The following is a 22,847-nucleotide window of genomic DNA, read 5'->3' as shown; positions in this document are numbered from 1 at the left end:
AATTGTTGGTTAAACTTTAAATTATTTGCTCTACAAATTTAGTCGGATTATCGTATCACGCAAGTAATGACGCGCTAAATCGCCGTTTTTGTTGATAAGTCAGCTCCTTTGTTAATAAAGACCAGCCATTTCTGTTAAAATTTCATGGATTCAGTAGTGATAAGGGTTTACACTACTTTCGCATCGGCTTCAAAAGTAAATCCGTTTATAAGGTCAATACTTTTCATTTTCCGTTTCCCGGGAAGTTGTAATTCCTTTATTTCCAGAAGTCCGTTTTCCAAGGCCACCCATATATTCTTTTTATCATAAATAAGCTTGCCCTCCGGATGTTCATGTTCACAGTCCACCCATGAAACTCCAAAGATCTTCGTTTTCAATTCTTCCCCTCCATTTACCAGGTAGCACCAGGCTGCAGGATAGGGATCCAGCCCTCTAATATGCGCTTTTATCTCCCCGGCTGGTTTAGACCAGTCAATTCTGGTGTTCTCATTATTTAACTTGGGGGCTTCCTTCAATTGATCGGCCGAAGATTGAACTTCGGTAGGTACATCACCTTCTGCAATCATCTTTACGGTTTCCAGCACAAGATCAGCTCCCAGGTCCATAAGCTTGTCATGCAGGCTGCCTGCAGTTTCGTCCCGCGCGATCGAGATTTCTTTTTTCGCAATAATGGCCCCGGTATCGATCTTCTCATCAATAAAGAAAGTGGTCACTCCTGTGGTCGATTCCCCATTCATGATTGCCCAGTTAATGGGCGCAGCACCCCGGTATTGGGGCAGGAGGGAGGCATGCAGATTAAAGGTGCCGTATTCGGGCATGGCCCAAACTACTTTCGGTAACATCCGGAATGCTACTACGATCTGTAAATTCGCTTCCAGCGCGCGCAGTTGGAAAAGAAAGTTCTCGTCCTTTAAGTTTTTTGGCTGAAGTAACCTCAGGTTCTTAGATACCGCATATTCCTTAACCGCAGAGCCTCTTAACTTGCGGCCACGACCAGCAGGCTTATCCGGGGCGGTGATCACGCCCACTATGTTGGCACCGCTCTCCACTAGCGATTGTAATACCCCAACGGCAAAACCCGGGGTTCCCATAAATACGATTCGTAAATCTCTCATCACAATATATAATACTCGTTTTTGGGGTTTAATCCTATTTTTCCGGCATCCAGTAACGCTCTCAAAACTTTCAGGATCTTCTCTTCGTCAAAAGTAAACCTTTCGCATATTTCTCTCGAACTAAATTCACCAGATTCCATCAGGGTGAGCACTTGTTCCGAAATCGACTTCAGGTCCCTCCGTTCATTATCCCTGTTGTCTTTTATACAAACCGAGCATATACCGCACCGCTCTGTGTTCTCCTCCCCAAAGTATTGTAACAGTTGCTCACTTTTACACGTAAAGTTATTTTCTACATACTGCAACAGCGCTTCAACCTGGTTTACTTTTTTATCATTTAGTTCATGGACACCCACAGCCATCCTATTGATGGTCCTGTCGTCTTCCCGTGGCACTAGAAAGGTGATCACGGCATCTGTATCGTAAAGCTGGACTTCGGCTACACCATCACGCTCCATTTTTTTAAGTGCCGCTACAATGGTTTCTGAAGTTTGCCCCGTCTTGGAGGCGATGAGATCCAGGTTCACCGGGGTGGCAAGTTCGAAAATACCTCCGTATACCCGTAAAAAGGTCTTCCCAATCAGGGATACTTGTGGGTCTTTCCCAAAATAAGCCAGCAATCTTTCCGAAGATACCTTAAATTTAAGGGTGGATCTCCTTCCAAATTGCCTGGATAATTGCAGGACACCAAGGCGGTCCAGGGTGGTAAGCGCATTATAGGTAAGCACAGACGCAAACGAATAGGTCTTGCAGAATTCAGTAAAATTAAAAGCAAAAGTGGCAAATTCGCCCTCCCCATATGGGATGCGGAAATAGTTCATTAGACTGTGATATACCTTCTTAAGATCTTTTTTACGAGGCAGGGAGTCGATAAACTGTTTGCGCACCAAAGTCTTATCGTGATCATTATAAAGCAACAGGGCTTCAGCCCTTTTACCATCCCTTCCGGCCCTTCCGGCCTCCTGGAAATAACTCTCAAGGCTTTCGGGTAACTGCAGGTGAAATACATACCGCACATTGGCATGATCTATCCCCATTCCAAAGGCATTGGTGGCAACCATCGCAGGTATAAGCCCGTTTTTCCATTGTTCCAGCCGCTGCTGGCGAATTTCTGCAGAGATCCCTCCGTGATAGAATGTTGAACGAATGCCCAGACTGTTTAGATGTTCACTGGTTTCAACGGCCATGCTTCTAGACCGAACATAGATTATAGATGATAAGGATTCTTTCTGAAGTAATTGCTGAATATGATATAGTTTATCCTCAACCTTCATGGTTTTGTAGGCCAGGTTGGGCCGGTAAAACGAACTTTTGAAGACCTTAGGGAGCTCCAGCTTTAATTCTGAGATCGTATCGGCTAAAACTTCGGGAGTAGCTGTGGCCGTTAGTGCTATAAAAGGCACTAGGGGATGCATTTCCCTGAGCAGGGTAATATTTTTATAAGAAGGCCTGAAATCGTTTCCCCATTGCGAAATACAATGTGCCTCATCTACAGCGATCAAACTCACATTCATCTTTTGTATGGCCAACTGTACGATCTCCTGCTGAAGCCGCTCTGGAGACAGATAGAGAAATGAGAAGTTACCGTACATCGCATTATCGAGGGCGATATTCAGTTCGTCAAAGGACAGCCCTCCCGAAAGGTGTAAGGCTTTTATTCCGGCTTCCTTTAGCCTCATGATCTGGTCGTTCATGAGGGCTACCAGGGGAGATATCACAATGCAAATTCCTCCAAGGCATAGTGCAGGTACCTGAAAACACAGGGATTTACCACCTCCTGTGGGTAATAAAGCTACCGTGTCGTTGCCGTGTATCACCGAAGTGATGATCTCCTCTTGCAGAGGTCGAAATGACGAATACCCGAAGTATTCCTGTAATATCTGTAGGGGCGCTTTCAATGCAGGCCAATTAAGTGCTTCAAAATGTAATCTATTCTGGTAGACACCTTCCCGATAGGAACTTCATGCACATTGTAATTATAGGCGCTATAGCCGTTAACCAGATGTTCAAAGATCTTTTCGGCTTCGGTAAACGATTCGTACCTCTCGTTGTCCTGTGTGTATATGTCTGGCCAGGGGGGAAGCACGAAGACGGCATCGTACTTATAGGTTGCACAGCTTTCCCGGAATTCGTCGGGATAGCTTGTGCCCAGGTAATCCAGGTATGCCGTTACATCGGGTAGTCCACGGTCGTAGAACAGGATCTCCTCATTATAATCAGAAGCCTCCCTGAACTGGGCCAGCCTACCTTCTAATAATTTCCTACTGAATAACAAGGGGTCTTCCAGGAACAACTGGTCTATACCTTGCTGCTGAGCCTCGAGGATGATCTGCCTGGAAATTTCATGTAAACAGGCAAATCCTTTGGCCTCCAGTTCTTTTACCAGGGTAGTTTTGCCAGAACCCGGTCCCCCCGTGATCACAATTCTTTTGGTCTTCAAGCGTTACATTTTAATCTTCCTTTGGTCAAATTCCGAAGGATCAGTATGTTAGTAGTAATGGAAGAGAATATATCAAGTCTACAATGCAATTATAGAACTTCGATACAATCATTTATACAAATTACGTAAATAAATATTGATACTGAAAGCGTATCTTTGCCGTGTATATGAGCTAATAATCATATGGAAGAAAATCCCGAATCGAAAGCGTTCTACGAACGATTGAAACAACAACTTAAGGACGATACCAGCTGGCCTTCGCCCTATTTGTTCAAATTCATAGTGCCGGCATCACTGGAGAAGATCGCAGAGATCGAAGCCGTTTTCAACAATTTGGATGCGGTTTTTAATACCAGGGATTCGTCTAAAGGCAATTATACGAGTGTTTCAATAAAAGTTACTATGGACTCTCCCGACGCAGTAGTTGAAAAATATCTTGAAGTTTCTAAGGTGGAAGGTGTGATATCACTATAATTTTAGTATTTTGCACGCATAGTACTTCATTTAAGGAACTTCCCTTTTTAAAAACAACATTTTGATAGACAATTTAGAATACAATACTGAGCGGCCGAAGCTCATTATCCCCGAATATGGTCGTCATATTCAGAAAATGGTCGATTATGCCGTTTCCCTCGAAGACAGGGAAGAACGAAACAAAACTGCTAAAAGCATCATAGCAGTAATGGGTAACCTAAACCCCCACCTGAGAGACGTGCCAGATTTTCAGCATAAATTATGGGATCAACTATTTATTATATCCGATTTCAAACTGGATGTTGATTCACCTTATCCGGTACCCTCCAAAGAAGAGCTGAGCGAACGCCCCGAGCCACTGGAATACCCCCAAAATCATCCAAAATATCGTTTTTACGGTAATAATATAAAACGGATGATAGATGTAGCCTGTAGCTGGGAAGATGGAGATATGAAGGATGGACTCGTTCTTACCATTGCCAATCATATGAAAAAATGCTTCCTGAACTGGAACAAAGATACCGTAGAGGACGATGTGATTTTTCAGCACCTATTCGAGCTTTCCAACGGGAAATTGAATATGAAGAATAGCGAAGAAGACCTTACCAATGCCACAGACCTGCTCAAGAACAAAAAACGTTTTTCTTCGAGTAATAACAGTAAAAAAAGTAAAAAAGGAGGCCGAGGCGGAGGCCGTAAACGTTACTAAACAGCCTTAGATCAAGCATGGCAACATTTCAAATTGAAGGCGGACATAAACTTAAAGGTGAAATCAATCCGCAGGGAGCAAAGAACGAAGCACTGCAAATACTTTGCGCCGTTCTCCTTACCCCGGAAACAGTACAGATAGATAATATACCGGATATCAGGGATGTGAATAAATTGATCCAGATCCTTGAAAACCTTGGTGTAAAAGTTAAAAAACTAGGAAAAGGCAGCTATACTTTTACTGCAGACAACCTGGATCTCAATTACCTTGAGTCCGATCTGTTTAAGCAGGAAGGTAGTTCCTTAAGAGGTTCTATCATGATCGTGGGCCCCTTATTAGCGCGCTTTGGCAAGGGATATATTCCCCGGCCCGGAGGTGATAAGATAGGCAGACGCCGACTCGATACTCACTTCGAAGGATTTATAAAGCTAGGGGCAGATTTTAGATATAACAAAGAAGAACACTTCTACGGGGTGGATGCTCCAAACGGACTTACAGGAACCTACATGCTCCTGGACCAGGCCTCGGTAACAGGGACAGCGAATATCGTAATGGCCGCTGTTCTTGCCAAAGGCAAAACCACTATATACAATGCCGCCTGCGAGCCATATTTGCAACAATTGTGCAGAATGTTGAACTCTATGGGGGCGAAGATTGAAGGGGTGGGTTCTAACCTTTTAGTGATAGAAGGAGTTGAAAGTCTTGGAGGTTGTACGCACCGAGTACTTCCCGATATGATAGAGATAGGCAGCTGGATCGGTCTGGCAGCCATGACACGAAGTGAGATCACCATTAAAAATGTAAGTTGGGAAAATCTGGGACTCATCCCGGAAACCTTCAGGAAATTAGGGATCACGCTGGATAGAGTAGGAGACGATATCCATATCCCGGAACAGGACGGCTATGAGATTCAGAGTTATATTGATGGCTCCATCTTAACCGTTTCAGATGCCCCATGGCCGGGTTTTACTCCAGACCTACTTAGTATTGTACTCGTGGTATGTACCCAGGCAAAAGGCAGTGTGCTTATCCACCAAAAGATGTTCGAAAGCAGGCTCTTTTTTGTTGATAAACTTATCGATATGGGTGCGAAGATCATACTTTGTGATCCACACCGAGCTACGGTGATAGGACATAACTTCGAGTCGGATCTAAAGGCTACTACCATGGTATCACCCGATATCCGGGCAGGGATCTCCCTGCTTATCGCAGCACTTTCTGCTACCGGTACCAGTACCATTCAAAACATTGAGCAGATCGATCGTGGATACGAAAACATCGATGAAAGATTGCGGGCAATAGGAGCTCGCATTGAACGAATCGCATAAAAAAAGCCGCGGATCACGCGGCTTTTTTTATACTTTCTTTTGTTTGTTCAACTCGTCCTGAAGTTTTCTCCGTAACTGTTGCTCCCGTTCCAGGCTCCTTTGCCTGTGCGTTTCAAACTCTTCTTCGGTTTCGGCAAGTTTTACTTTGGCATCGCGCGTAATGGCATTACTATTTCTGAACTTCATCACGAAAATACCCAGTAATACTAGCAAAATGCCTATCACAGACCATAAAATGGTGTTGTAGGTAGCTTTACTAAGTAACATTCCAAATAGATGAATACCGTCTTCCTTTTCACGTGATGCCGCCAGATCTGCTTTGGTAGCATTGAGCGTCTCATTTAAGGAAGAGATCTCCTGCTTCTGTTGAGCGATCTCTGCTGCCAGGGTGTCGATCTCTGCTTCCAGGGCAGCAACACTGTCCAGTACGCTCTGCTTAAGCTGGTTGATCTTAAGTTTCTTAATTACCTTAAAGTCCTGATAGCTGTTAGATTTATCGATTACGTCCGTAAACTGGTCTTCCAGGTTGTTTTGGTTGGCGGTTTCTTGAGCTGTGAGAGTAGACAAACAGCATAGGGATACAAGAAGGCCAATAAATGTCCTTTTCATAGTGTTAGTGTTAGGTTTGTGCTTGTAGAATTAGACTACAAGAGTAAAAAAAATGTAAAGAATTGCCCAATAAAATAGTCAAATTACCATTTATTTAACAGCAGCCAATTCTTTGTTATAACAGAAGCTTAGCGCTCCCGAAGGACATTTTTTAACCTGTTCGATAATCGTTTTACTATCAGCTCCGTCCATATGTATCCACGGAATTACCGTAGTACGGAAAACTTCAGATAAACCTTTGGCGCAAATCTCTGCGTGAATACACTTGTTGGGGTCGTAGTTAACTGTAATTTCACCGTTGGTGAACTCGTTGTCGTATAATTTCATAGGGGCTAAATTTGGGGGCAAACGCAAAATTATATCGATAAATATATTAAAAAAATCGATTAAATACCGTTTTAAAGAAAAAACTTACAAAAATTTTTATTAGCTAACTGCTTCTTTATAAGTACTTAAGGCTCTTTCGCGGGCTTCCTTATGGTCAACAATTTTCTCCGGATAGCTGTTTGTTCCATATTCTTCAACCCATGTTTTAATGTATTTCTTTTCCTTGTCGAATTTCTCTATCTGTGTTGTTGGATTGAATATTCTGAAATAAGGAGCGGCATCCACACCACTTCCACTGGCCCATTGCCAGTTACCCACATTACTTGCCTGTTCGTAATCGAGTAGTTTTTCGGCAAAATAAGCCTCGCCCCAGCGCCAGTCTATTAACAGATGCTTACACAAAAAGCTCGCCACCAGCATTCGCACCCTGTTGTGCATATAACCCGTGGCGTTTAATTGTCTCATTCCTGCATCCACCAGGGGATAACCGGTTTTTCCCTCTTTCCATTTCTCAAATTCTGATTCGTTATTTCGCCACGAAATTCTGTCGTATTTTTTTCTGAAAGCATTATGCACCGTCTCCGGATAATGAAACAAGATCTGCATAAAGAATTCCCGCCAGATAAGTTCCTGCCAAAAAACCTCATCCTTACTCTCTATGGCCCGTGCCATCATACGCCTTATACTTACCGTTCCAAATCTAAGATGCGGGCCCAGGTGCGACGTGCCGTCCTTTGCCGGAAAGTTCCTTGTTTTCTTGTAATTATCTATAAGTTGGGACGATACTGTATAATCGGGGACTTTTATACTAGATTTCCTAAAACCCATATCACTTAAGGATAAGTTGGGTAAACGACTGTGTTCTATCAGGTTAGACATTACCTTGGAAGGGTCGAAGGATTTCAGCTGCTTCTCTGCATTGAAATTCGACTTCCATTTTTTCATATAAGGGGTATATACCACATATGGATCGCCATCATCTTTTACGATCTCATCCTTTTCGAAGATCACCTGGTCTTTAAAAGTATGGAAACCTATATTATTTTTGGAAAGGAATTCTCCTATCTCCTTGTCCCTTTCCCGGGCGTAAGGTTCGTAGTCATGATTTGTGATCACGTTCTCTATTTCATGTTCTTTCACAACCTTTTTGAAGATCTCCAGAGGCTCACCGTGATAAACCGCGATGCTACTGTCATGTTCCTGGAGCTGCTGTCGAATCTTTTGAACGTTCTCGAAAATAAAACTAACCCGTCCATCATCCTCGGGGAGTTCATCCAGGATCTTCTTATCGAAAATAAAAATTGGCATGACCCGGTGTTTTCCGTGCAATGCCTTGCAAAATCCTACGTTGTCTTCCAGTCTAAGGTCTCTTCGGAACCAAAAAATATTTAATTTTTCACTCATTTCAATTTACATTCAGGGTAGACAACCCACCATCCACTCCTATAATCTGACCGGTCATCCAGGAAGACCTTTCGTCCAGTAAAAATGCAGCGATCTCTGCTATATCGGTTGTTGTGCCTACTCGGTTCAGGGGATGACGTTGCCCCATTTTCTCTTTTTTCTCTTCTGAAGACAATAGTTTTTCTGCCAATGGTGAATCTGTTAAACTAGGGGCGATCACATTTACTCTGAATTTCGGTGCATATTCTGCAGCCAGCGCTTTCGCAAATCCTTCAACGGCACCTTTTGCAGCTGCCACAGAAGTATGAAATGGCATGCCTACTTTAACTGCAACCGTACTAAAGAAAACCAGGCTGGCCTGGGGTGCGTTGGTTAGCTTTGGTAATAATCCGTGCACACAACGCAATAAGCCCATGAAATTTATGTCCAGATCTTCCTGAAAATTCTCCGGTCGCAGCATTTTAAACGGCCGTAGATTTATACTTCCCGGGCAGTATACAAGTCCGTCCAGCGTATCCGGCAGATCCAGAGTGGCAACATTGTCCTTTCTCACATCAAATTCCAGGTAGCGTACTCCCTCGGGCACAAGATCCTGCGTTCGTGAAGCAATATAAACATTGCAATCGTTCTTTAGGGTGTTGGCTATAGCCAATCCGATACCATAAGAGCCTCCAATGAGCAATATTTTTTTTTTCATATTATTTAAATTTCACCAAAGAGCTCCGTAAGTTTAGCTTTTCGATAATCGAATATTTCCTTCAATTTCGGTTTTACCAAAAATGGATGAGCTAACCTTCCTATAGATCCGAAGGGAAGTTTATAATCCACAATATCCTCCATTTCCACACCACCTTCTATTTCTCTGATGAAATGTTTGTGATGCCATAGCGCATAAGGACCAAAGCGCTGTTCGTCCACAAAGTATCTACCCTCATCTACATGAGTGATCTCGGTGACCCAGGTGGTCTTTATTCCCATTAAAGGGGTTACTATGTATTGTATTATCTGTCCGGCGAACATGGGACGGTCTGCACCAGACACTATATTGAAACCCATATAATCTGGTGTGATCACTTTTAGGTTACGAGGTTCGGATAAAAAATCCCATGCCTGCTGTTTCGAAATGGGTAGCGACTGTTTCGCCCTAAGGGTATAGATCTTCATTAACCCCGGGTTTAGAATTTATCTCCCGATGAAACATATCTCTTGTTCATTCGTAGCAGCCGATATCGCGCTTTCTCTTGCTCCGTAACTTCGAAGACTCTAAAGAATCTGAGTAGCAAATTTCTTAGTTTCATATTATTTTTTGTCTAAATTTAAATTCATTTCTTTAAACAGAATAACAGTTAAACAAAAGTTTAACACATTTCCCGTATATGCTGAAATTATAGATCTCCGACTTCAAATTCCTTTGTTTCTTTTAAGTTTTTATTAACTGTTTCAAACCCTTTCAAATCGTAATTTCGTAAGAAACCAAAACACACACCACAATGAAAAAATTATTATTATTTGTTTGTGCGATTTCCGTAAGTATTTCGGCATATGCACAGCTACAAACTCCCGCACCAAGTCCTTATCAGAAGATCGAACAAACAATAGGACTAACAGACGTGACCCTGGAATATTCTCGTCCATCTATGAAAGGCAGAACCATATATGGAGGACTGGTTCCTTACGACAAGATCTGGCGAACCGGAGCTAACGCAAACACAAAGATCACCTTTAGTAATGCAGTAGAAGTAGGAGGGACCAAGCTAGCCCCCGGAACCTATGCAATTTACACCAAGCCTGGTGCACAAAGCTGGGAAGTTTATTTCTATTCGGATGCAAACAACTGGGGAACACCACAAAAATGGGATGATTCTAAGGTAGCTGCGAAACTAAAAGCACAGTTATTCCCAATGCCCATGGAAGTTCAAACATTTACGATGACCTTCGATGACGTTACCAACAATTCTGCGAATCTGGGTATTATCTGGGAAAATCTTTACGTTGCGGTGCCTATAAAATTCTATACAGATCAACATGTTTCAGCTAGCATAGACGAGGTTATGTCCGGGCCTTCTGCCAACGACTACTATTCGGCTGCGGTATATTACCTGGAATCGGGTAAAGATATCTCCAAGGCTAAGAAATGGATAGATAAGGCGATCGAGATGCGTGAAGAGCCTGCATTCTGGTATCATAGACAACAATCGCTTATTTACGCTAAGTCTGGCGACAAGAGTGGAGCCATCAAGGCAGCTAAGAAATCTTTAGAATTAGCTCAAAAAGCAGGGAACGATGATTATATCGCTCTAAATTCTAAAAGTTTAAAAGAATGGGGTGCTATGTAATTAGTGCCTATTAAAATTTAAAAAGCCTTCAGTTTTTTCTGAAGGCTTTTTTTTTTACAGCTTAATGAACTTTTTAGTGGTCGATCGTTCACCGTTACCCAGCGAAATAATATAAACTCCGCTGTTTAGGGCTGAAACATCGAGTGTCACCCTCGAACTATCTGTTCGACTTTGCTGAATTAATTGCCCCAGTACCGAATATATTGCCACAGATTCGATATTCATTTCCGAAGAAACTGTAAGTATATCCCTAACAGGGTTCGGACTTAATCCAATCTCCATATTGGCCGGGTTATCTGTACCTAAAAGCGTATCGAACAGACTCATCCAGGCAAACTGATAGGTTTGCGCCGGAACTATTGTCCCCACCAGGGTTGATGCTCCGGTATTGGTGTCGACCGTTCTTAATTCTGGTTTAAAACTGGTGTTGTTGAAAGCCGAAATATACAATTTATCATCTCCCGGGTGATATCCCATTCCTTGCCCAAAATTAGCATCAAAACCTATGTCTCCTAAAAGGGTAGGCAATCCGGTTACTCGATCTATACGGTAAACCAGGTTTGTATCAATATCATAAGTGAACAAATTATTGTTCATGTCGCGGCCCAGGGCGATACCAACAACGAGTCCGTTGTCGGTACCCACCGGTGTAGCAGTCTGGTTAGTTAGATTTATCTGGTATAGTCGAGTGCTACCAGAGCCATTTGTGGCTATTCCATATAAGTTTCCATCTGAGGTGTATTCCAGGCCTGTAAACGATTGTCCGGCATCCGGCATGATCTGGCCAATTGTTGTATAGGTACCGTCTGCATTTACATGGTAGAAATTATTTCCATTATCCACCACTGTAGTAGCGTTGGTCATTGGTATAGTAGCGCCAGCGCCTTCAAAGTCATTGAGTGGTGAAGGTGCGATAATGGTAATCGTGGAAAGATCCATTTTATCGATCTTAGCGAAGTTGGTAAGGGTGTTTTCGGTGGTATGGATAGCCATGTCTCCCATCACTTTGGAGGCGTCGGTATAATTGGCCGTGTTGAGATGATCGCGAAGCAACGCAATCTCTGCCGCGCTAAAAACATCGGTTATACTTCCCATGTGGTTCTGTTTGAGTACATCCAGCAATTGGGATATACTTCTGGTTTGCTGAGCGCTTAACGAAATTGTGAGCGATAGGGCCACAAAGGCGCAAATTGTAGTAATTGTTCTCATAATTCAATGGATTTTAGTTTAAATAAACCTATTGATAAAGAACAAGTTAAATTAATTTACTTAGTATTTGGGTGCTTCCCGTTAGAATTTAGAGCTCATCGTTGAGAATTCAGGATTCCAGCACATTCTTAAAGGCATCGCGGTATTTGGACGGGCTTTTTCCTGTAAAAGCTTTAAAACTCTTGTTGAAATGTGAGAAGTTATTGAATCCGCTTGCATAGCACACATCGGTAATACTAAGATGTTGCTCGCTAAGTAGTTTAGATGCGTGTACCAGGCGGTATTCATTAACAAACTGGGTAAAGGTTTTCCCATTCTTCTTTCTGAAATACCTGCTGAATGCCTGCTCTGTCATACTCACCTTATCGGCAATCTCGGCCAGAGAAATAGGTCGTGTAAATTCTTTACTTACGAAGGAAAAGACGGTATCCATACGCTGAGCATCCTGGGGCTTAGACTCAAGTACCACCTTTTCAACGTTCAAGAGGGTGTAGTCCTCTGTCTCTGACAGCTGTTGTAAGATCTTCAGAAATGCAAGCAATTGTTCAAAATTTGATAGCTCCAGTAAGGCTTCTATCTGAGGTCCCACAACTTCCCGCACCGATTCATGAAAGACAATTCCTTGTTTACTTCGCTTTAACAGCTGTTTGATCTTATGCATCTCGGGTGCCGAAAAAAAATCCGGACCCAGGAAGTCCTCTTTCACCTGGATCACCACCTCACTCTTATTTCCTGTTAAACTGTCTGTAAAACCAAAATGAGGCAAATTGGCTCCAATGAAGATTAGGTCCCCGTCATTATAATAAGAGATATGATTCCCAATATGCCTTTTTCCGCTGCCCCCATTTATGTAGGCGATCTCCATTTCTGGATGGAAATGCCATGTAGGGGCATGTTCATTGGTGGCTCCTAAAAAGTTAAGCACCTTCAACGAACTCCCGAATTTTGGCGATATCGATTCTAATACTGGGTTCTTGCTCATTTTCATAGGATTAAAGTACGGCTAATCATAGATGGTATACTATACAAATTTAACCAAAATATATGCTATTTTAACCTTAATAGTTTATTAACATATACTATAGGTTAAAAAAACATATTAAATGGCCTATTAAGTGGATGGATGCTGTGAGGGAGTGGCGCATCTTTGTAGTGTTGAATTTAAATCTTTATGTTATGAAAACAATTAAAAGAATTCTAATGGCAGGTACACTGGTAGCAACCCTAACAGCAACCGCAAACAATGAAAAGTTAATCGCAGGAAACAACAGCGATGTAACGATTACAAACTCGAACGAAACAGTTGATATTTCGATCCTGAACACTCAAAATAATACCTACACACTATATATATACAATCCAAATGGTGAATTGGTATTTAAACAGAGCTTAGGAAACGACACCAGTTTGGGAAAACGATTCAATTTCGAATGGGCCCACAAAGGTGATTACAAATTCACTTTCGTAACAAATCAGGGTGAGCGTTCTTCCTACTTCGTAAAAACCGGACATAACTAGATCGGTTAATTTTCAATTAATGAGAAAGGAGCAGTAAACTGCTCCTTTTTTTATTTTTCATCTTTTCGTCCCAAGACAAGCTGCAGTAATGCCGCTATTCCCATAACGAGCACACATCCTAAAACATTGAGCCACAGATAGGGCATAAGATCGATCCACCATACTAAAATTACGATCACCTGGGTAATAAGGGCTGCTATAAAGGTGGACCTGCTCTTTACATACTTTATAAAAAAGGCCAGTAAAAAGATCCCCAGGACGTTTCCGTAGAAAATAGACCCTATAATATTCACCAATTGGATGAGGTTATCGAACAAATTAGCGATACTGGCAACACCAATTGCGATCACCCCCCAGAGCAAGGTGAACCATTTGGAGGCCATCATATAATGTCTTTCCGTCTGTCCGGGCGTATTTCGCCTGTATAGATCAATAGCCGTAGTGGATCCCAACGCGTTCAATTCGGAAGCAGTGGAAGACATGGCCGCGCTAAGGATAACGGCCAGGAGCAAGCCTATGAGTCCGCGGGGGAGATTGTTCAGAATAAAATGAATAAAAACATAATCCTTATCGTTGGTCTCGGCATTGGGGTTAGCTTTTTTAATGAGCACCTTACTTTGGTTACGCAGCGAATCTTCTGCTTTGTTCAATTGCAGGATCTCCGACCTAAGATCGAGTTCTTTAGAAGGATCATCGGCCTTTGCATATTCGATCTGCTTAACCCTCAGGTCGTTTTCAAGAAGCCGCTTATGGTCCTCTAGAGCCTGGTACTCTTCGGCATATTCAGAGTTCATCACATCTTTTACGCCGGCAGGATTAAAGTGTAACGGGGACGCGTTGAACTGGTAGAATACAAACACCATTACCCCTATTAACAGGATGAAGAATTGCAAAGGCACCTTAAGGAGACCATTCATGATCATTCCCATTTGGCTCTGCCTTACAGATCTGCCAGACAGGTATCGCTGTACCTGGCTCTGATCTGTCCCAAAGTAGGAGAGGGCAAGGAAACTACCGCCAATTATTCCGCTCCAGAAGGTGTATCGATTCTCAAAATCGAAAGAAAAATCGAGGATCTCCATTTTACCGTTGGCTCCGGCTATATCCAACGCTTTATCCATGGAGATGTCCAGCGGCAGATAATTCAGAATAATTAAAAAAGCAATGAGCATTCCTCCCATAATAACAGCCATTTGCTGTTTCTGGGTAACACTTACAGCTCTTGTACCCCCACTTACCGTGTAAATGATCACGAGGACGCCAATGATAATATTGAGGTAGAACAGGTTCCATTCCAGTACCGCAGATAGAATAATGGCAGGCGCAAAGATGGTGATCCCGGCCGCCAGTCCGCGCTGAATTAAAAACAGTATGGCTGTTAATGTACGTGTTTTAAGATCGAATCTAGTTTCCAGATATTCATAAGCCGTAAAGACTTTTAATCTATGGTAAAGTGGAATAAAAACCAGACATATCACCACCATGGCAAGGGGAAGTCCAAAGTAGAATTGCACAAAGCCCATCCCGTCGTGAAAGGCCTGTCCCGGAGTAGACAGAAAGGTGATCGCGCTGGCCTGAGTAGCCATCACACTTAATCCAATAGTCCACCATTTAGCTTGATTGCCTCCCTTTAGGTAGTCGACAACATTCTTACTGCCCCTCGCTTTATAAGTGCCGTAAAGCACTATGAAAACTAAGGTACTAATGAGTACGATCCAATCTATTTGCCCCAGGTTATCGAAACTCATTAGTTATAACTTTGCATTAAATAGTAAAAGAGAACGATGTAAATGGCATTAAGCAGAATTAATAAGGTATAACTCCATTTCCATTTAAATTTTACTTTTTCTTCCATAGCTAGTTCCCCAAAGATAACAAGTTAGCAAACAATCGGTACGCACCACTAACACCTGCCGGCAATTCTCTAAAAAAACTCAGTCCGGTATACACATAATAACCATCACCGTAGGCGGCTACTAGTAGCGAACCTTTTGTTTCAGGATCTGAAGCATCGTTCATGGCGAGGAGTGGAATAAAATGCTCGTCCCATTCGTTAGGAAAGTATAAGCCTCTTTCCTGCACCCAACCGTTGAAATCGGATTGAGTGATCTTATTTGGACTCGTTAATGCCGGGTGGTTAGGTTCCAGGATAGTGACTCTGGAGTTTTCATCGGTTACTCGATCACGGGATAATTCCAGCGCATAAGGAGCGAGCTTGTCTGTAACCAATCGCCTGTTCGTATTATATTGCACCAGCATCACTCCACCGTTTTTGACATAGTCCAGGAGGATATCCTGTTTAAAGGCTAGTTCGGGCACCGTATTGTAAGCGCGAATACCCACCACAATCGCATCAAAATCTTTTATTTTTTCTGAAGAAATATCCGCAGGATCGATGGAAGTTACCTCGTAACCGATATAACTTAAACTCTCCGGTATCGCATCACCGGCACCATTTATATAACCAATCTGCTCGCCTTTTTTCTCTATATCGATTCGTACAACTTTTGCTTCCGAAGGCATTAAAACACGTTGAAAGGGAATATGTTCATAGTCTATGGTAACCAACTCTTTATCATAAAATCTACTTCCCAGGGACACAAGGGGTTTTAGATATCCTTCACTTTGGGTTTCCGGCGGAGTCACGTTGAAGATCACTGTTTGAGAGGATCCTTTTAGGTCGAGTTCGAATAGTTGTTGCGGCGGGCTTACCTTCCAGCCTTCGGGATGATTTAATTGTACTGTTCCGTTTATACTATCTCTGCCTGCAACTATTGTTACCGGGACCTCCCGGCTCTCTCGACCGGGAAAGATGATTACCTTTTCGGGTATAGTTGTGGTCACTTCGGGCAGGATCTCAAAAGGTTGGTAGACTTCCCCTTTTACCGGATCGTTATATTTATAAACCACATCTCTTACCACGGCTAATTGTGTTCTTCCAAAGTTAAGATTGAAAATTACTTGTTCGGCCGCTGGTGTATCAGGTAGCCCAATAAGTTCGTCAGGCGCTTTGTACATTCCCAGGCTACCTTTTTCGTTAAGCCAGTAAGGTGCCGAGGTACCCATTCTTTGGGACGTCATTGGTACCACTGTGGAAAAATTAACGTTGGGTTTAAGATCTTTCAGCTCATTGATGATCTCCCTTCCGTCCGGGGTGGTGATGGAACGCAGGGATACCGGGTAGTCTGATCTGTTGATCGCTTCGATGGTAAGCTGGTATTCTCCTTTTGGGTTGATGGCATTTGTATTGGCCACAGCTTCCAGGAAAATTCCACCACAGTCGAGAATCAGTTGTTCCAGTTGCTTTAATTTGATCTCCTTCCAATAAGGATCTTTTAGCATAGAAACTAAAGAATAGGCCTTAAGCAAATGTGGTAACATGGCAGAGGGATCCTGGAAATTGAAGTTGTCCTCCAGGGGATCCAGGATGGCCCCAATAGCTTCTCCGCCTTGCACTCGGCTCCAGCTCGTATCTATACCCTCGAAGAGATCGGTCTTGTTCTTTTGAAAATCACCCTTTAGAAATTCCAGCCATTCTTTTTGATCGCCTCTTCTCCCGGTGCTTCCAAAGCCTTGCGATTTATGCATGCTTCTGCTCAGGGAGGCAATTTCACCATTAGAGAGCCCAAGGGAAGGGTAGTAGGTGCCTGTGTTGAGTTCGACGATATTGGACATATCGGCTTCTGCATAGCGATCCGGATCGTTGAAAAAGGACCAATAATTATTGAAGAAAAGTCTTTTGGGTTGCCAAACTCCGTACTTTTTGGCGGTTTCCGGGTATTTTGCTGGGTCATTTACAAGATCGAAAGCCTCCACACTTAACATGGCCGAAGATGTGTGATGACCGTGAGTACTTCCCGGGGTTCGATGATCGAATCTGTTAATGATTACATCCGGCCTGAATTTTCTGATGGCCCTTACCACATCACCCAGCACTTCTTTTTTATTCCAGATCTCCAGGGTTTCGTCCGAATGTTTTGAGTAACCAAAATCGATCGCCCGCGTAAAAAACTGTTCCCCTCCATCGGTATGTCTGGCTGCCAGTAATTCCTGGGTTCGAATTACCCCTAGTAACTCCCTGATCTCCGGCCCAACTAAATTCTGTCCGCCGTCACCACGGGTAATAGACAGATAGGCTGTACGAGCTTTCAGATCGTTCGCAAGCCATGAAATGAGACGGGTGTTCTCATCGTCTGGATGCGCGGCAATGTATAAGGCCGAACCTAAAAAGTTTAAACTTTCAAGGTTGTGATAAATTTCGGAAGCGGTTGGTTTTTTGGGTTGCTGTGCAAAAGTAGTGAGGGTAAATATGCTGAAAAGAAAGCACTTAATAACGTAGTTACGCATCATTGGGTAAGGAATTTTCAGTAGAAATCAAATATACCCAAAATGAAAAAGCTTGATTAATCTATTGGGTGTTCTTTAACATTTTTATCTTCTTCCTGTAAAAATTCATCCAATTCATCAGGCTTCACCACGGTTACTCCTTTCTGAAGCATTAAACTATTAGGGTAGGTAATGATCTCACCGGAGTTTGTCTTGATCACGGTATGAAATCCCCTGATATCTTCAATAGTGCCTTCAAAATTGTAATCTTTATCGTGAATAATTATGAAATCTCCGATCTTGTACGGAAAGGTGAAAAACATGATTATCCCACTTGTAATATTGGACAGGATAGACCATTGCGCAAAAAAGCCGATCCCGATCACAGCAAATACCGAGGACATCACCCATCCAACATCGGTAAACTCTACGCCCCAGATAAGGATCAAACCGAAAATACTAAGGAAAATGATCGCAAAGTCGATATACTTTATTATCAATCCGGTGCGATGTTCAACTTTTTCCGACTTCTTCGAAAATCGCTTTACTATTCGAACCAATATCCATCTTAAAATAAGGTTGATGGTAATGATAATAGCCGATTGTAATATTTCGGGTAAGAATTTTTCCATACTCAAATCTACGGATTTAAGCCCAAAGAATCGCGAAGGGCCACGTCTGCATTGCTATTCCTGCTCCAGTATGCATTCTTGATACGCTTCATTCTGGTAGCGGTAGTTGTGAGACGTTGGTTATTTCCCCATGCCGAATTGGTCTCTTCCCATTTCTCGATCTCGAACGGGAAACTACTATTAAAATATATTATAAGTTCCCGCTCTAGCTCGGGATATTTTAAGAGGTAGGTGGAGATCGAGTCGCCTTGTTTCAAGCTTGCTACCGCATTTTGGATAGATATATTTTTGTGGCGCATCCGCAGAAATTCAAGAGGTGGAACAATAGTTATATCTCCGGTGGGCAATTCTTCAGGATTGATACGAATTAAATTCCACAATTCATCCTCAAGCCAGGTTTTATCCAAAGATGCTTTCTGGTCTGCCTCGCCTTCAAAATACGAATGGCCAATAAACTCAAACTTTTCGCGATTATTCAATTGCATGTAAACCTGTCCACACCATTCCTGCACCGAGTTACTAATTTTTATAGCATGATCCTTTTTTGCTATGGGACTGAAGGCACTGGTCATGACCGAGTACGGATAGATCCCTGTAAGGAATTTCTTGGTACTATTAAATTTAAGTACCGGGATAGTCTCCTTCGAAGACTGCTCGGCTTTTACCTGAACATCTGGCAAGAAATTTTCTGAAACAAATACCGTCACAGCCGTACCTTTTCTTAGCTCACCATAACGCTCTTGCATGAGCTCGTAGGAAGTGATCTCTGCCGTACCTGAAAACCAATACTCCTTGAATTCTTTGGTTACAACCCGGGGTTTTCCGGATTTTTTTATTTCTGAAGATCCAATGGCATTTTCGTTAGTACCAGAATCCTTTACCGGCCGGGTACATCCCGAGAGAAAAAGAAATGCGAAAATAGGCAATAGCACAACTAGTGTAGAACGAGTCATAGGCAAGATTTTGAGCAAAATTACGACAATACTATTGGCTCGCAATCTCCATTAACGTTTTGTAAACAAGTCGTGTGGGCAGTCCCATTACGTTAAAATAACTTCCCTCTAGTTTTTCGATCCCTACATAACCTATCCACTCCTGTATACCATAACTGCCCGCCTTATCGTAAGGTTTGTAAGTTTTCACGTAATACGCGATCTCTTCAGCATCGATCTCACGAAACCAAACTTTTGTTGTATCATTGATCGTTCTCTGAAAAGATCTACCGGTGAAACAAACCGAAGTGATAACCTCGTGCATATTTCCGCTAAGCCTTTCGATCATGGCCACGGCTTCCTCGTAATCTGCCGGTTTATTGATGGCTTCATCGTCCATCCATACTATGGTGTCGCTTGTAATGAGAATATCCTCGTCTGAGAGATCGGTAAAGGCGGAAGCTTTTAATTCTGCCAGATAATTGGTGATCTCCTTACCTTTTAGATTGGGCGGATATACTTCTTCTACCTCCCTGATTTCGATAGTAAAATCCAGGTCTAGTTCTCTAAAAAAATGATGCCGTCGCGGCGATGCCGAAGCGAGAATGATATTATAGTTCTTTAATTTTTCCTTCAGCATACCTTTATAATTTGTTCTTTAGTTCCTGCTTCACTCTTTCCAACCACTCCAGCTTCAAGATGCTCAAAATTATACTATCGCGCCTTCCATCCACACTTCTGCAGTTCGATCTAAGTATTCCTTCCTCGGTACAGCCAATGCTTTTCATTGCTGCAATACTTCGGGCATTTTTGGCATCGGCACGAAACTCGACCCTATCTACTTCCAGCTCTTCAAAAGCAAACTGAAGTAACAGAAATTTACAATTCTTATTCAGCCCACTTCCCTGAAATTCTTTTCCATACCAGGTGTAGCCAAGCTGCAGGGTGTTGTGATGGTCCTGGATGTCATAAAAACGGGTACTCCCGGCGTATCGTTTCTCTTTCTTGTCGAACACAATAAACGGATATGCAATTCCTAGTTCACGCTCATGCAGGGCATGCTCCATATAGGTTCGTAAATTTTCTTTTCCATTGGCAGGAGTTAGGGAATAGGTCCATAGTTCGGGTTGCTCTTCCGAAAAGATCAGTAATTCGGGATAATCTGTGGCCTTCAGCGGCCGTAGTAAGACCCTGTCGTTCTCTAAAATGTAATTTTTCTTAGGATCGAAATTCATATTAAATACCTAAATGAAGCGATAACATATTATAGAGCACATGCCCGTGAACATCGCAATCTTGAGTATTGCAGACATGGCTGCGTATTCTTTCTGTGATGCTGCTCCCCATGCACGGATACAAAAATATATAAGAGGTGCTACTATGAGAAATAAAAAGTATAATACCATGAGTTGTTTATCGTACAGGAAGGTGTACACATATGTAACAATGCTAAAAATTAACACCGTTGCCATTGCAAAAACCAGCATAGTGGTTCGCTGTCTGCCCATGGCAATGGCGAGTGTTCGAATATCTCCTTTTTTATCTCCATTGATATCTTCCAGATCTTTCACCAATTCCCGCATTAAATTAATGAAGAAGGCGAAGATCGCATAGTGAAATACCAAACGCGATACATTGATTTGCGCTTCAGAAAGGCCATTAACTGCTATGGGATACAGATCGAAAATAAGCACTATTAACAAGCTAAAGGCAACGAGCAGGGAAATAACAATATTCCCAACTAACAGCATGGCTTTTAGTTGGGTTGAGTAAATATACAGCAAGGCGGAGATCACAATAAAAACGGCAGCCAGCCCGGGTTTTCCCAATTGATTGGCCAGCACAAAACCCGAAATTACACCAATTGAATTGAGAAAGATATAATAAGTAAATGCCCTTTTCTCTGAGATCTTCTTCCCAACTACCACTTTGTCCGGCTTATTTACCTTATCGATCTCTATATCGTATATATCGTTCACTACATTACCGGCTGCGGCTATAGCAAGGGTTGCGATCACTAACCATAAGAATTGGTAGGAATTCATCGCCATCTCGACCTGGAAGGTGTCGAAAAGAACAAATTTTATTAATAACTGCACCAGGGCTAGCAGCATTAGATTTAGTGGGCGGATAATTTTTAAATAAGCCATAGGGCACTTTTCGGGTAGGGTTAATCGTATTTGGCAGATGTGTTCTTAACGGGCATCCATTTACCCTGCACCTTCATCACCTGTTCTATCACATCCCGAACACAGCCTTTCCCGCCTTTTTTGTGTGAGATATATTTACAAATGTATTTTATTTCGGGCACGGCATCCTGCGGACAACAAGGTAATCCTACTTCCTGCATTACTTCAAGATCGGGAATATCGTCTCCCATAAAGAGGACATTCTCCCGGTTCAATGCCCGTGTGTTGAGATATTGATTAAGGATCACAAGCTTATTTTCTGCCCCTAAAAAAACATCGGTGATTCCAAGGCCGTTGAGCCGTAAACGAACTCCCTCATTGGTGCCACCACTTATCATGCAAATGTTATAGCCCTTTTCTACAGCCGTTTTCAATGCGAAACCGTCCTTGGTATTCATACTTCGGAAGAGCTCACCAGAGGTAGTGATCATTACGTTTCCATCGGTTAATACTCCGTCTATATCGAAGACGAAGGTGGTAATATGCTGTAGGTATTCTTTATAACTTTTTTCCATAGGTTTTCTGAATGGACGCAGTAAGGTCGCGATATAATGTTTCGTATGGGCTGTCCTTCAATAACTGAAGATGTTTTCTTAGTGTTTTTTCATCATGACGTATGGCAGGTCCTGTTTGTGCTTCGGAAGGGGATAGCTCTTCTATTTTTTTTGCAGTCTCTCTTATAAGGGGTTTCAATAGGTCGAAATCGAGATTTTTTTGCTGAAGCAATTCTTCCGAAATGTGATAGAGATGATTCACGAAGTTATTTACAAATACAGCCGAAAGGTGCAGGCTGGCCCTGTCTTCCGAAGAAATTTCCTCTACCTTCCCGGAGATCTGCTTCCCTAAATTACCAAGTAACTCCAGATCTTTCTTAGATTCGGCTTCAATACAAATTGGAATCGTCCTGAAATCCACGCTTTTGTGTTTCGAAAAACTTTGCAGAGGATACAACACCCCCCGACGGTTTTTACCATCTATTTCGTCCATAGCGACTCCTCCCGATGTATGCACCACAAGACAGTCTTTTATAGCGATCTTGGAGGAAATATTTGCGATGTGATCATCGGGAAGAGCGATCACATACACATCGGCATCGAATAAGGCAGTCAAGTTGTTTGTAAACGCTACTTGCTGAAGCGAATTGGGAAGTGTTATGTTCGATCGGTTATAAATTTGGCGTAACACAAGTTTGGGCGCCTCGTGAATAGCCTCACTCAAATGCTTGCCAACGTTCCCAAAGCCAATAACAACGATCGAAATCATATAGCGAAGGTAATAACTTTTTTCAATGATTTTCCA

The 22,847-nt window shown here is 42.5% G+C and carries 24 protein-coding genes; 5 read left to right on the top strand and 19 right to left on the bottom strand.

What is annotated here, in order from left to right; all coding sequences use genetic code 11:
• Positions 1 to 167 precede the first annotated feature (167 nt).
• From fmt to C5O00_RS13710, 3 genes are read right to left on the bottom strand one after another with little or no spacing between them, the layout of a single operon-like run.
• The gene (gene fmt, locus C5O00_RS13720) at positions 168 to 1,115 is read right to left on the bottom strand and encodes a methionyl-tRNA formyltransferase (RefSeq protein WP_105217394.1); all 948 of its coding nucleotides are present in this window, start codon (positions 1,113 to 1,115) and stop codon (positions 168 to 170) included.
• Positions 1,115 to 3,013, bottom strand: a complete 1,899-nt coding sequence (locus C5O00_RS13715) for a RecQ family ATP-dependent DNA helicase (protein ID WP_105217393.1) — start codon at positions 3,011 to 3,013, stop codon at positions 1,115 to 1,117. The genes fmt and C5O00_RS13715 overlap by 1 nt, the downstream gene beginning before the upstream one ends.
• Positions 3,010 to 3,555 (bottom strand): AAA family ATPase, encoded by a 546-nt coding sequence (locus C5O00_RS13710; RefSeq protein ID WP_105217392.1) that lies wholly within the window; start codon positions 3,553 to 3,555, stop codon positions 3,010 to 3,012. The genes C5O00_RS13715 and C5O00_RS13710 overlap by 4 nt, the downstream gene beginning before the upstream one ends.
• 183 nt (positions 3,556 to 3,738) lie before the next feature.
• On the opposite strand from C5O00_RS13710, the gene C5O00_RS13705 reads away from it, so the two are divergent.
• The 3 genes from C5O00_RS13705 to murA all read left to right on the top strand — a co-directional run bounded on the left by C5O00_RS13705 (position 3,739) and on the right by murA (position 6,066).
• Entirely contained in the window at positions 3,739 to 4,029 is a 291-nt protein-coding gene (locus tag C5O00_RS13705; protein WP_105217391.1) for a DUF493 family protein, read from the top strand.
• Positions 4,030 to 4,090: 61 nt separating this feature from the next.
• Complete coding sequence (locus tag C5O00_RS13700; RefSeq protein WP_105217390.1) at positions 4,091 to 4,738, top strand: DUF4290 domain-containing protein; 648 nt, start codon at positions 4,091 to 4,093, stop codon at positions 4,736 to 4,738.
• A 17-nt stretch (positions 4,739 to 4,755) separates the two neighbouring features.
• On the top strand, positions 4,756 to 6,066 hold the full coding sequence (gene murA, locus C5O00_RS13695; RefSeq protein WP_105217389.1) for a UDP-N-acetylglucosamine 1-carboxyvinyltransferase: 1,311 nt from the start codon (positions 4,756 to 4,758) through the stop codon (positions 6,064 to 6,066).
• Positions 6,067 to 6,093: 27 nt separating this feature from the next.
• On the opposite strand, the gene C5O00_RS13690 is transcribed toward murA, so the two are convergent.
• The 5 genes from C5O00_RS13690 to C5O00_RS13670 form a co-directional block, all read right to left on the bottom strand.
• Complete coding sequence (locus C5O00_RS13690) at positions 6,094 to 6,675, bottom strand: coiled-coil domain-containing protein (protein WP_158676873.1); 582 nt, start codon at positions 6,673 to 6,675, stop codon at positions 6,094 to 6,096.
• A 90-nt stretch (positions 6,676 to 6,765) separates the two neighbouring features.
• Entirely contained in the window at positions 6,766 to 7,002 is a 237-nt protein-coding gene (locus C5O00_RS13685; protein ID WP_105217387.1) for a (4Fe-4S)-binding protein, read from the bottom strand.
• Positions 7,003 to 7,101: 99 nt separating this feature from the next.
• Entirely contained in the window at positions 7,102 to 8,406 is a 1,305-nt protein-coding gene (locus C5O00_RS13680; protein ID WP_105217386.1) for a cryptochrome/photolyase family protein, read from the bottom strand.
• 1 nt (position 8,407) lies between these two features.
• Positions 8,408 to 9,103, bottom strand: coding sequence for an SDR family NAD(P)-dependent oxidoreductase (locus C5O00_RS13675; RefSeq protein ID WP_105217385.1), 696 nt, complete (start codon positions 9,101 to 9,103; stop codon positions 8,408 to 8,410).
• 5 nt (positions 9,104 to 9,108) lie between these two features.
• A complete protein-coding gene (locus C5O00_RS13670) occupies positions 9,109 to 9,570 on the bottom strand; it encodes an SRPBCC family protein (RefSeq protein WP_105217384.1) in 462 nt (153 codons plus the stop codon).
• A 326-nt stretch (positions 9,571 to 9,896) separates the two neighbouring features.
• Between C5O00_RS13670 and C5O00_RS13665 the strand changes: the two genes are divergently transcribed.
• A complete protein-coding gene (locus C5O00_RS13665) occupies positions 9,897 to 10,742 on the top strand; it encodes a DUF2911 domain-containing protein (protein ID WP_105217383.1) in 846 nt (281 codons plus the stop codon).
• A 54-nt stretch (positions 10,743 to 10,796) separates the two neighbouring features.
• Here the strand turns inward: C5O00_RS13665 and C5O00_RS13660 are convergent, their stop codons facing one another.
• Both C5O00_RS13660 and C5O00_RS13655 read right to left on the bottom strand, forming a co-directional pair.
• On the bottom strand, positions 10,797 to 11,951 hold the full coding sequence (locus tag C5O00_RS13660) for a T9SS type A sorting domain-containing protein (RefSeq protein ID WP_105217382.1): 1,155 nt from the start codon (positions 11,949 to 11,951) through the stop codon (positions 10,797 to 10,799).
• A 109-nt stretch (positions 11,952 to 12,060) separates the two neighbouring features.
• Positions 12,061 to 12,933, bottom strand: coding sequence for a helix-turn-helix domain-containing protein (locus C5O00_RS13655; RefSeq protein WP_105217690.1), 873 nt, complete (start codon positions 12,931 to 12,933; stop codon positions 12,061 to 12,063).
• A gap of 194 nt (positions 12,934 to 13,127) precedes the next feature.
• On the opposite strand from C5O00_RS13655, the gene C5O00_RS13650 reads away from it, so the two are divergent.
• On the top strand, positions 13,128 to 13,469 hold the full coding sequence (locus tag C5O00_RS13650) for a hypothetical protein (protein WP_105217381.1): 342 nt from the start codon (positions 13,128 to 13,130) through the stop codon (positions 13,467 to 13,469).
• Between the two features lie 50 nt (positions 13,470 to 13,519).
• On the opposite strand, the gene C5O00_RS13645 is transcribed toward C5O00_RS13650, so the two are convergent.
• The 9 genes from C5O00_RS13645 to C5O00_RS13605 all read right to left on the bottom strand — a co-directional run bounded on the left by C5O00_RS13645 (position 13,520) and on the right by C5O00_RS13605 (position 22,811).
• Positions 13,520 to 15,217 carry a sodium:solute symporter family protein gene (locus C5O00_RS13645; protein ID WP_244592997.1) on the bottom strand — a complete coding sequence of 566 codons (1,698 nt, stop codon included), beginning with the start codon at positions 15,215 to 15,217 and terminating at the stop codon, positions 13,520 to 13,522.
• 109 nt (positions 15,218 to 15,326) lie between these two features.
• Positions 15,327 to 17,819 (bottom strand): PIG-L family deacetylase, encoded by a 2,493-nt coding sequence (locus tag C5O00_RS13640; RefSeq protein WP_317046425.1) that lies wholly within the window; start codon positions 17,817 to 17,819, stop codon positions 15,327 to 15,329.
• Between the two features lie 53 nt (positions 17,820 to 17,872).
• Positions 17,873 to 18,427 carry a mechanosensitive ion channel family protein gene (locus C5O00_RS13635; RefSeq protein ID WP_105217380.1) on the bottom strand — a complete coding sequence of 185 codons (555 nt, stop codon included), beginning with the start codon at positions 18,425 to 18,427 and terminating at the stop codon, positions 17,873 to 17,875.
• 8 nt (positions 18,428 to 18,435) lie between these two features.
• Positions 18,436 to 19,380, bottom strand: a complete 945-nt coding sequence (locus C5O00_RS13630; protein WP_105217379.1) for a septum formation inhibitor Maf — start codon at positions 19,378 to 19,380, stop codon at positions 18,436 to 18,438.
• Between the two features lie 31 nt (positions 19,381 to 19,411).
• Positions 19,412 to 19,999: a Maf family nucleotide pyrophosphatase gene (locus C5O00_RS13625; RefSeq protein ID WP_105217378.1), complete on the bottom strand. Its 588-nt coding sequence runs from the start codon at positions 19,997 to 19,999 to the stop codon at positions 19,412 to 19,414.
• Positions 20,000 to 20,003: 4 nt separating this feature from the next.
• Complete coding sequence (locus C5O00_RS13620) at positions 20,004 to 20,594, bottom strand: GNAT family N-acetyltransferase (protein ID WP_105217377.1); 591 nt, start codon at positions 20,592 to 20,594, stop codon at positions 20,004 to 20,006.
• Positions 20,595 to 20,603: 9 nt separating this feature from the next.
• Positions 20,604 to 21,509, bottom strand: a complete 906-nt coding sequence (locus tag C5O00_RS13615) for a geranylgeranylglycerol-phosphate geranylgeranyltransferase (protein ID WP_105217376.1) — start codon at positions 21,507 to 21,509, stop codon at positions 20,604 to 20,606.
• Positions 21,510 to 21,529: 20 nt separating this feature from the next.
• Positions 21,530 to 22,063: a KdsC family phosphatase gene (locus C5O00_RS13610; protein WP_105217375.1), complete on the bottom strand. Its 534-nt coding sequence runs from the start codon at positions 22,061 to 22,063 to the stop codon at positions 21,530 to 21,532.
• On the bottom strand, positions 22,047 to 22,811 hold the full coding sequence (locus C5O00_RS13605) for a Rossmann-like and DUF2520 domain-containing protein (RefSeq protein ID WP_105217687.1): 765 nt from the start codon (positions 22,809 to 22,811) through the stop codon (positions 22,047 to 22,049). The genes C5O00_RS13610 and C5O00_RS13605 overlap by 17 nt, the downstream gene beginning before the upstream one ends.
• Positions 22,812 to 22,847: the final 36 nt, after the last annotated feature.

It is taken from the genome of Pukyongia salina (assembly GCF_002966125.1).
Classification (GTDB): domain Bacteria; phylum Bacteroidota; class Bacteroidia; order Flavobacteriales; family Flavobacteriaceae; genus Pukyongia; species Pukyongia salina.
Note: the sequence above shows the minus strand (reverse complement) of the source record. Positions and strands in the feature narration are given on the sequence as shown.

Bases quoted from the DNA above. Each gene is read 5' to 3' on its own strand.
- fmt (WP_105217394.1), bottom strand. From the start codon at position 1,115: ATGAGAGATTTACGAATCGTATTTATGGGAACCCCGGGTTTTGCCGTT.
- C5O00_RS13705 (WP_105217391.1), top strand. From the start codon at position 3,739: ATGGAAGAAAATCCCGAATCGAAAGCGTTCTACGAACGATTGAAACAA.
- murA (WP_105217389.1), top strand. From the start codon at position 4,756: ATGGCAACATTTCAAATTGAAGGCGGACATAAACTTAAAGGTGAAATC.
- C5O00_RS13690 (WP_158676873.1), bottom strand. From the start codon at position 6,675: ATGAAAAGGACATTTATTGGCCTTCTTGTATCCCTATGCTGTTTGTCT.
- C5O00_RS13685 (WP_105217387.1), bottom strand. From the start codon at position 7,002: ATGAAATTATACGACAACGAGTTCACCAACGGTGAAATTACAGTTAAC.
- C5O00_RS13680 (WP_105217386.1), bottom strand. From the start codon at position 8,406: ATGAGTGAAAAATTAAATATTTTTTGGTTCCGAAGAGACCTTAGACTG.
- C5O00_RS13675 (WP_105217385.1), bottom strand. From the start codon at position 9,103: ATGAAAAAAAAAATATTGCTCATTGGAGGCTCTTATGGTATCGGATTG.
- C5O00_RS13670 (WP_105217384.1), bottom strand. From the start codon at position 9,570: ATGAAGATCTATACCCTTAGGGCGAAACAGTCGCTACCCATTTCGAAA.
- C5O00_RS13665 (WP_105217383.1), top strand. From the start codon at position 9,897: ATGAAAAAATTATTATTATTTGTTTGTGCGATTTCCGTAAGTATTTCG.
- C5O00_RS13660 (WP_105217382.1), bottom strand. From the start codon at position 11,951: ATGAGAACAATTACTACAATTTGCGCCTTTGTGGCCCTATCGCTCACA.
- C5O00_RS13655 (WP_105217690.1), bottom strand. From the start codon at position 12,933: ATGAGCAAGAACCCAGTATTAGAATCGATATCGCCAAAATTCGGGAGT.
- C5O00_RS13650 (WP_105217381.1), top strand. From the start codon at position 13,128: ATGAAAACAATTAAAAGAATTCTAATGGCAGGTACACTGGTAGCAACC.
- C5O00_RS13645 (WP_244592997.1), bottom strand. From the start codon at position 15,217: ATGAGTTTCGATAACCTGGGGCAAATAGATTGGATCGTACTCATTAGT.
- C5O00_RS13640 (WP_317046425.1), bottom strand. From the start codon at position 17,819: ATGATGCGTAACTACGTTATTAAGTGCTTTCTTTTCAGCATATTTACC.
- C5O00_RS13635 (WP_105217380.1), bottom strand. From the start codon at position 18,427: ATGGAAAAATTCTTACCCGAAATATTACAATCGGCTATTATCATTACC.
- C5O00_RS13630 (WP_105217379.1), bottom strand. From the start codon at position 19,380: ATGACTCGTTCTACACTAGTTGTGCTATTGCCTATTTTCGCATTTCTT.
- C5O00_RS13625 (WP_105217378.1), bottom strand. From the start codon at position 19,999: ATGCTGAAGGAAAAATTAAAGAACTATAATATCATTCTCGCTTCGGCA.
- C5O00_RS13620 (WP_105217377.1), bottom strand. From the start codon at position 20,594: ATGAATTTCGATCCTAAGAAAAATTACATTTTAGAGAACGACAGGGTC.
- C5O00_RS13615 (WP_105217376.1), bottom strand. From the start codon at position 21,509: ATGGCTTATTTAAAAATTATCCGCCCACTAAATCTAATGCTGCTAGCC.
- C5O00_RS13610 (WP_105217375.1), bottom strand. From the start codon at position 22,063: ATGGAAAAAAGTTATAAAGAATACCTACAGCATATTACCACCTTCGTC.
- C5O00_RS13605 (WP_105217687.1), bottom strand. From the start codon at position 22,811: ATGATTTCGATCGTTGTTATTGGCTTTGGGAACGTTGGCAAGCATTTG.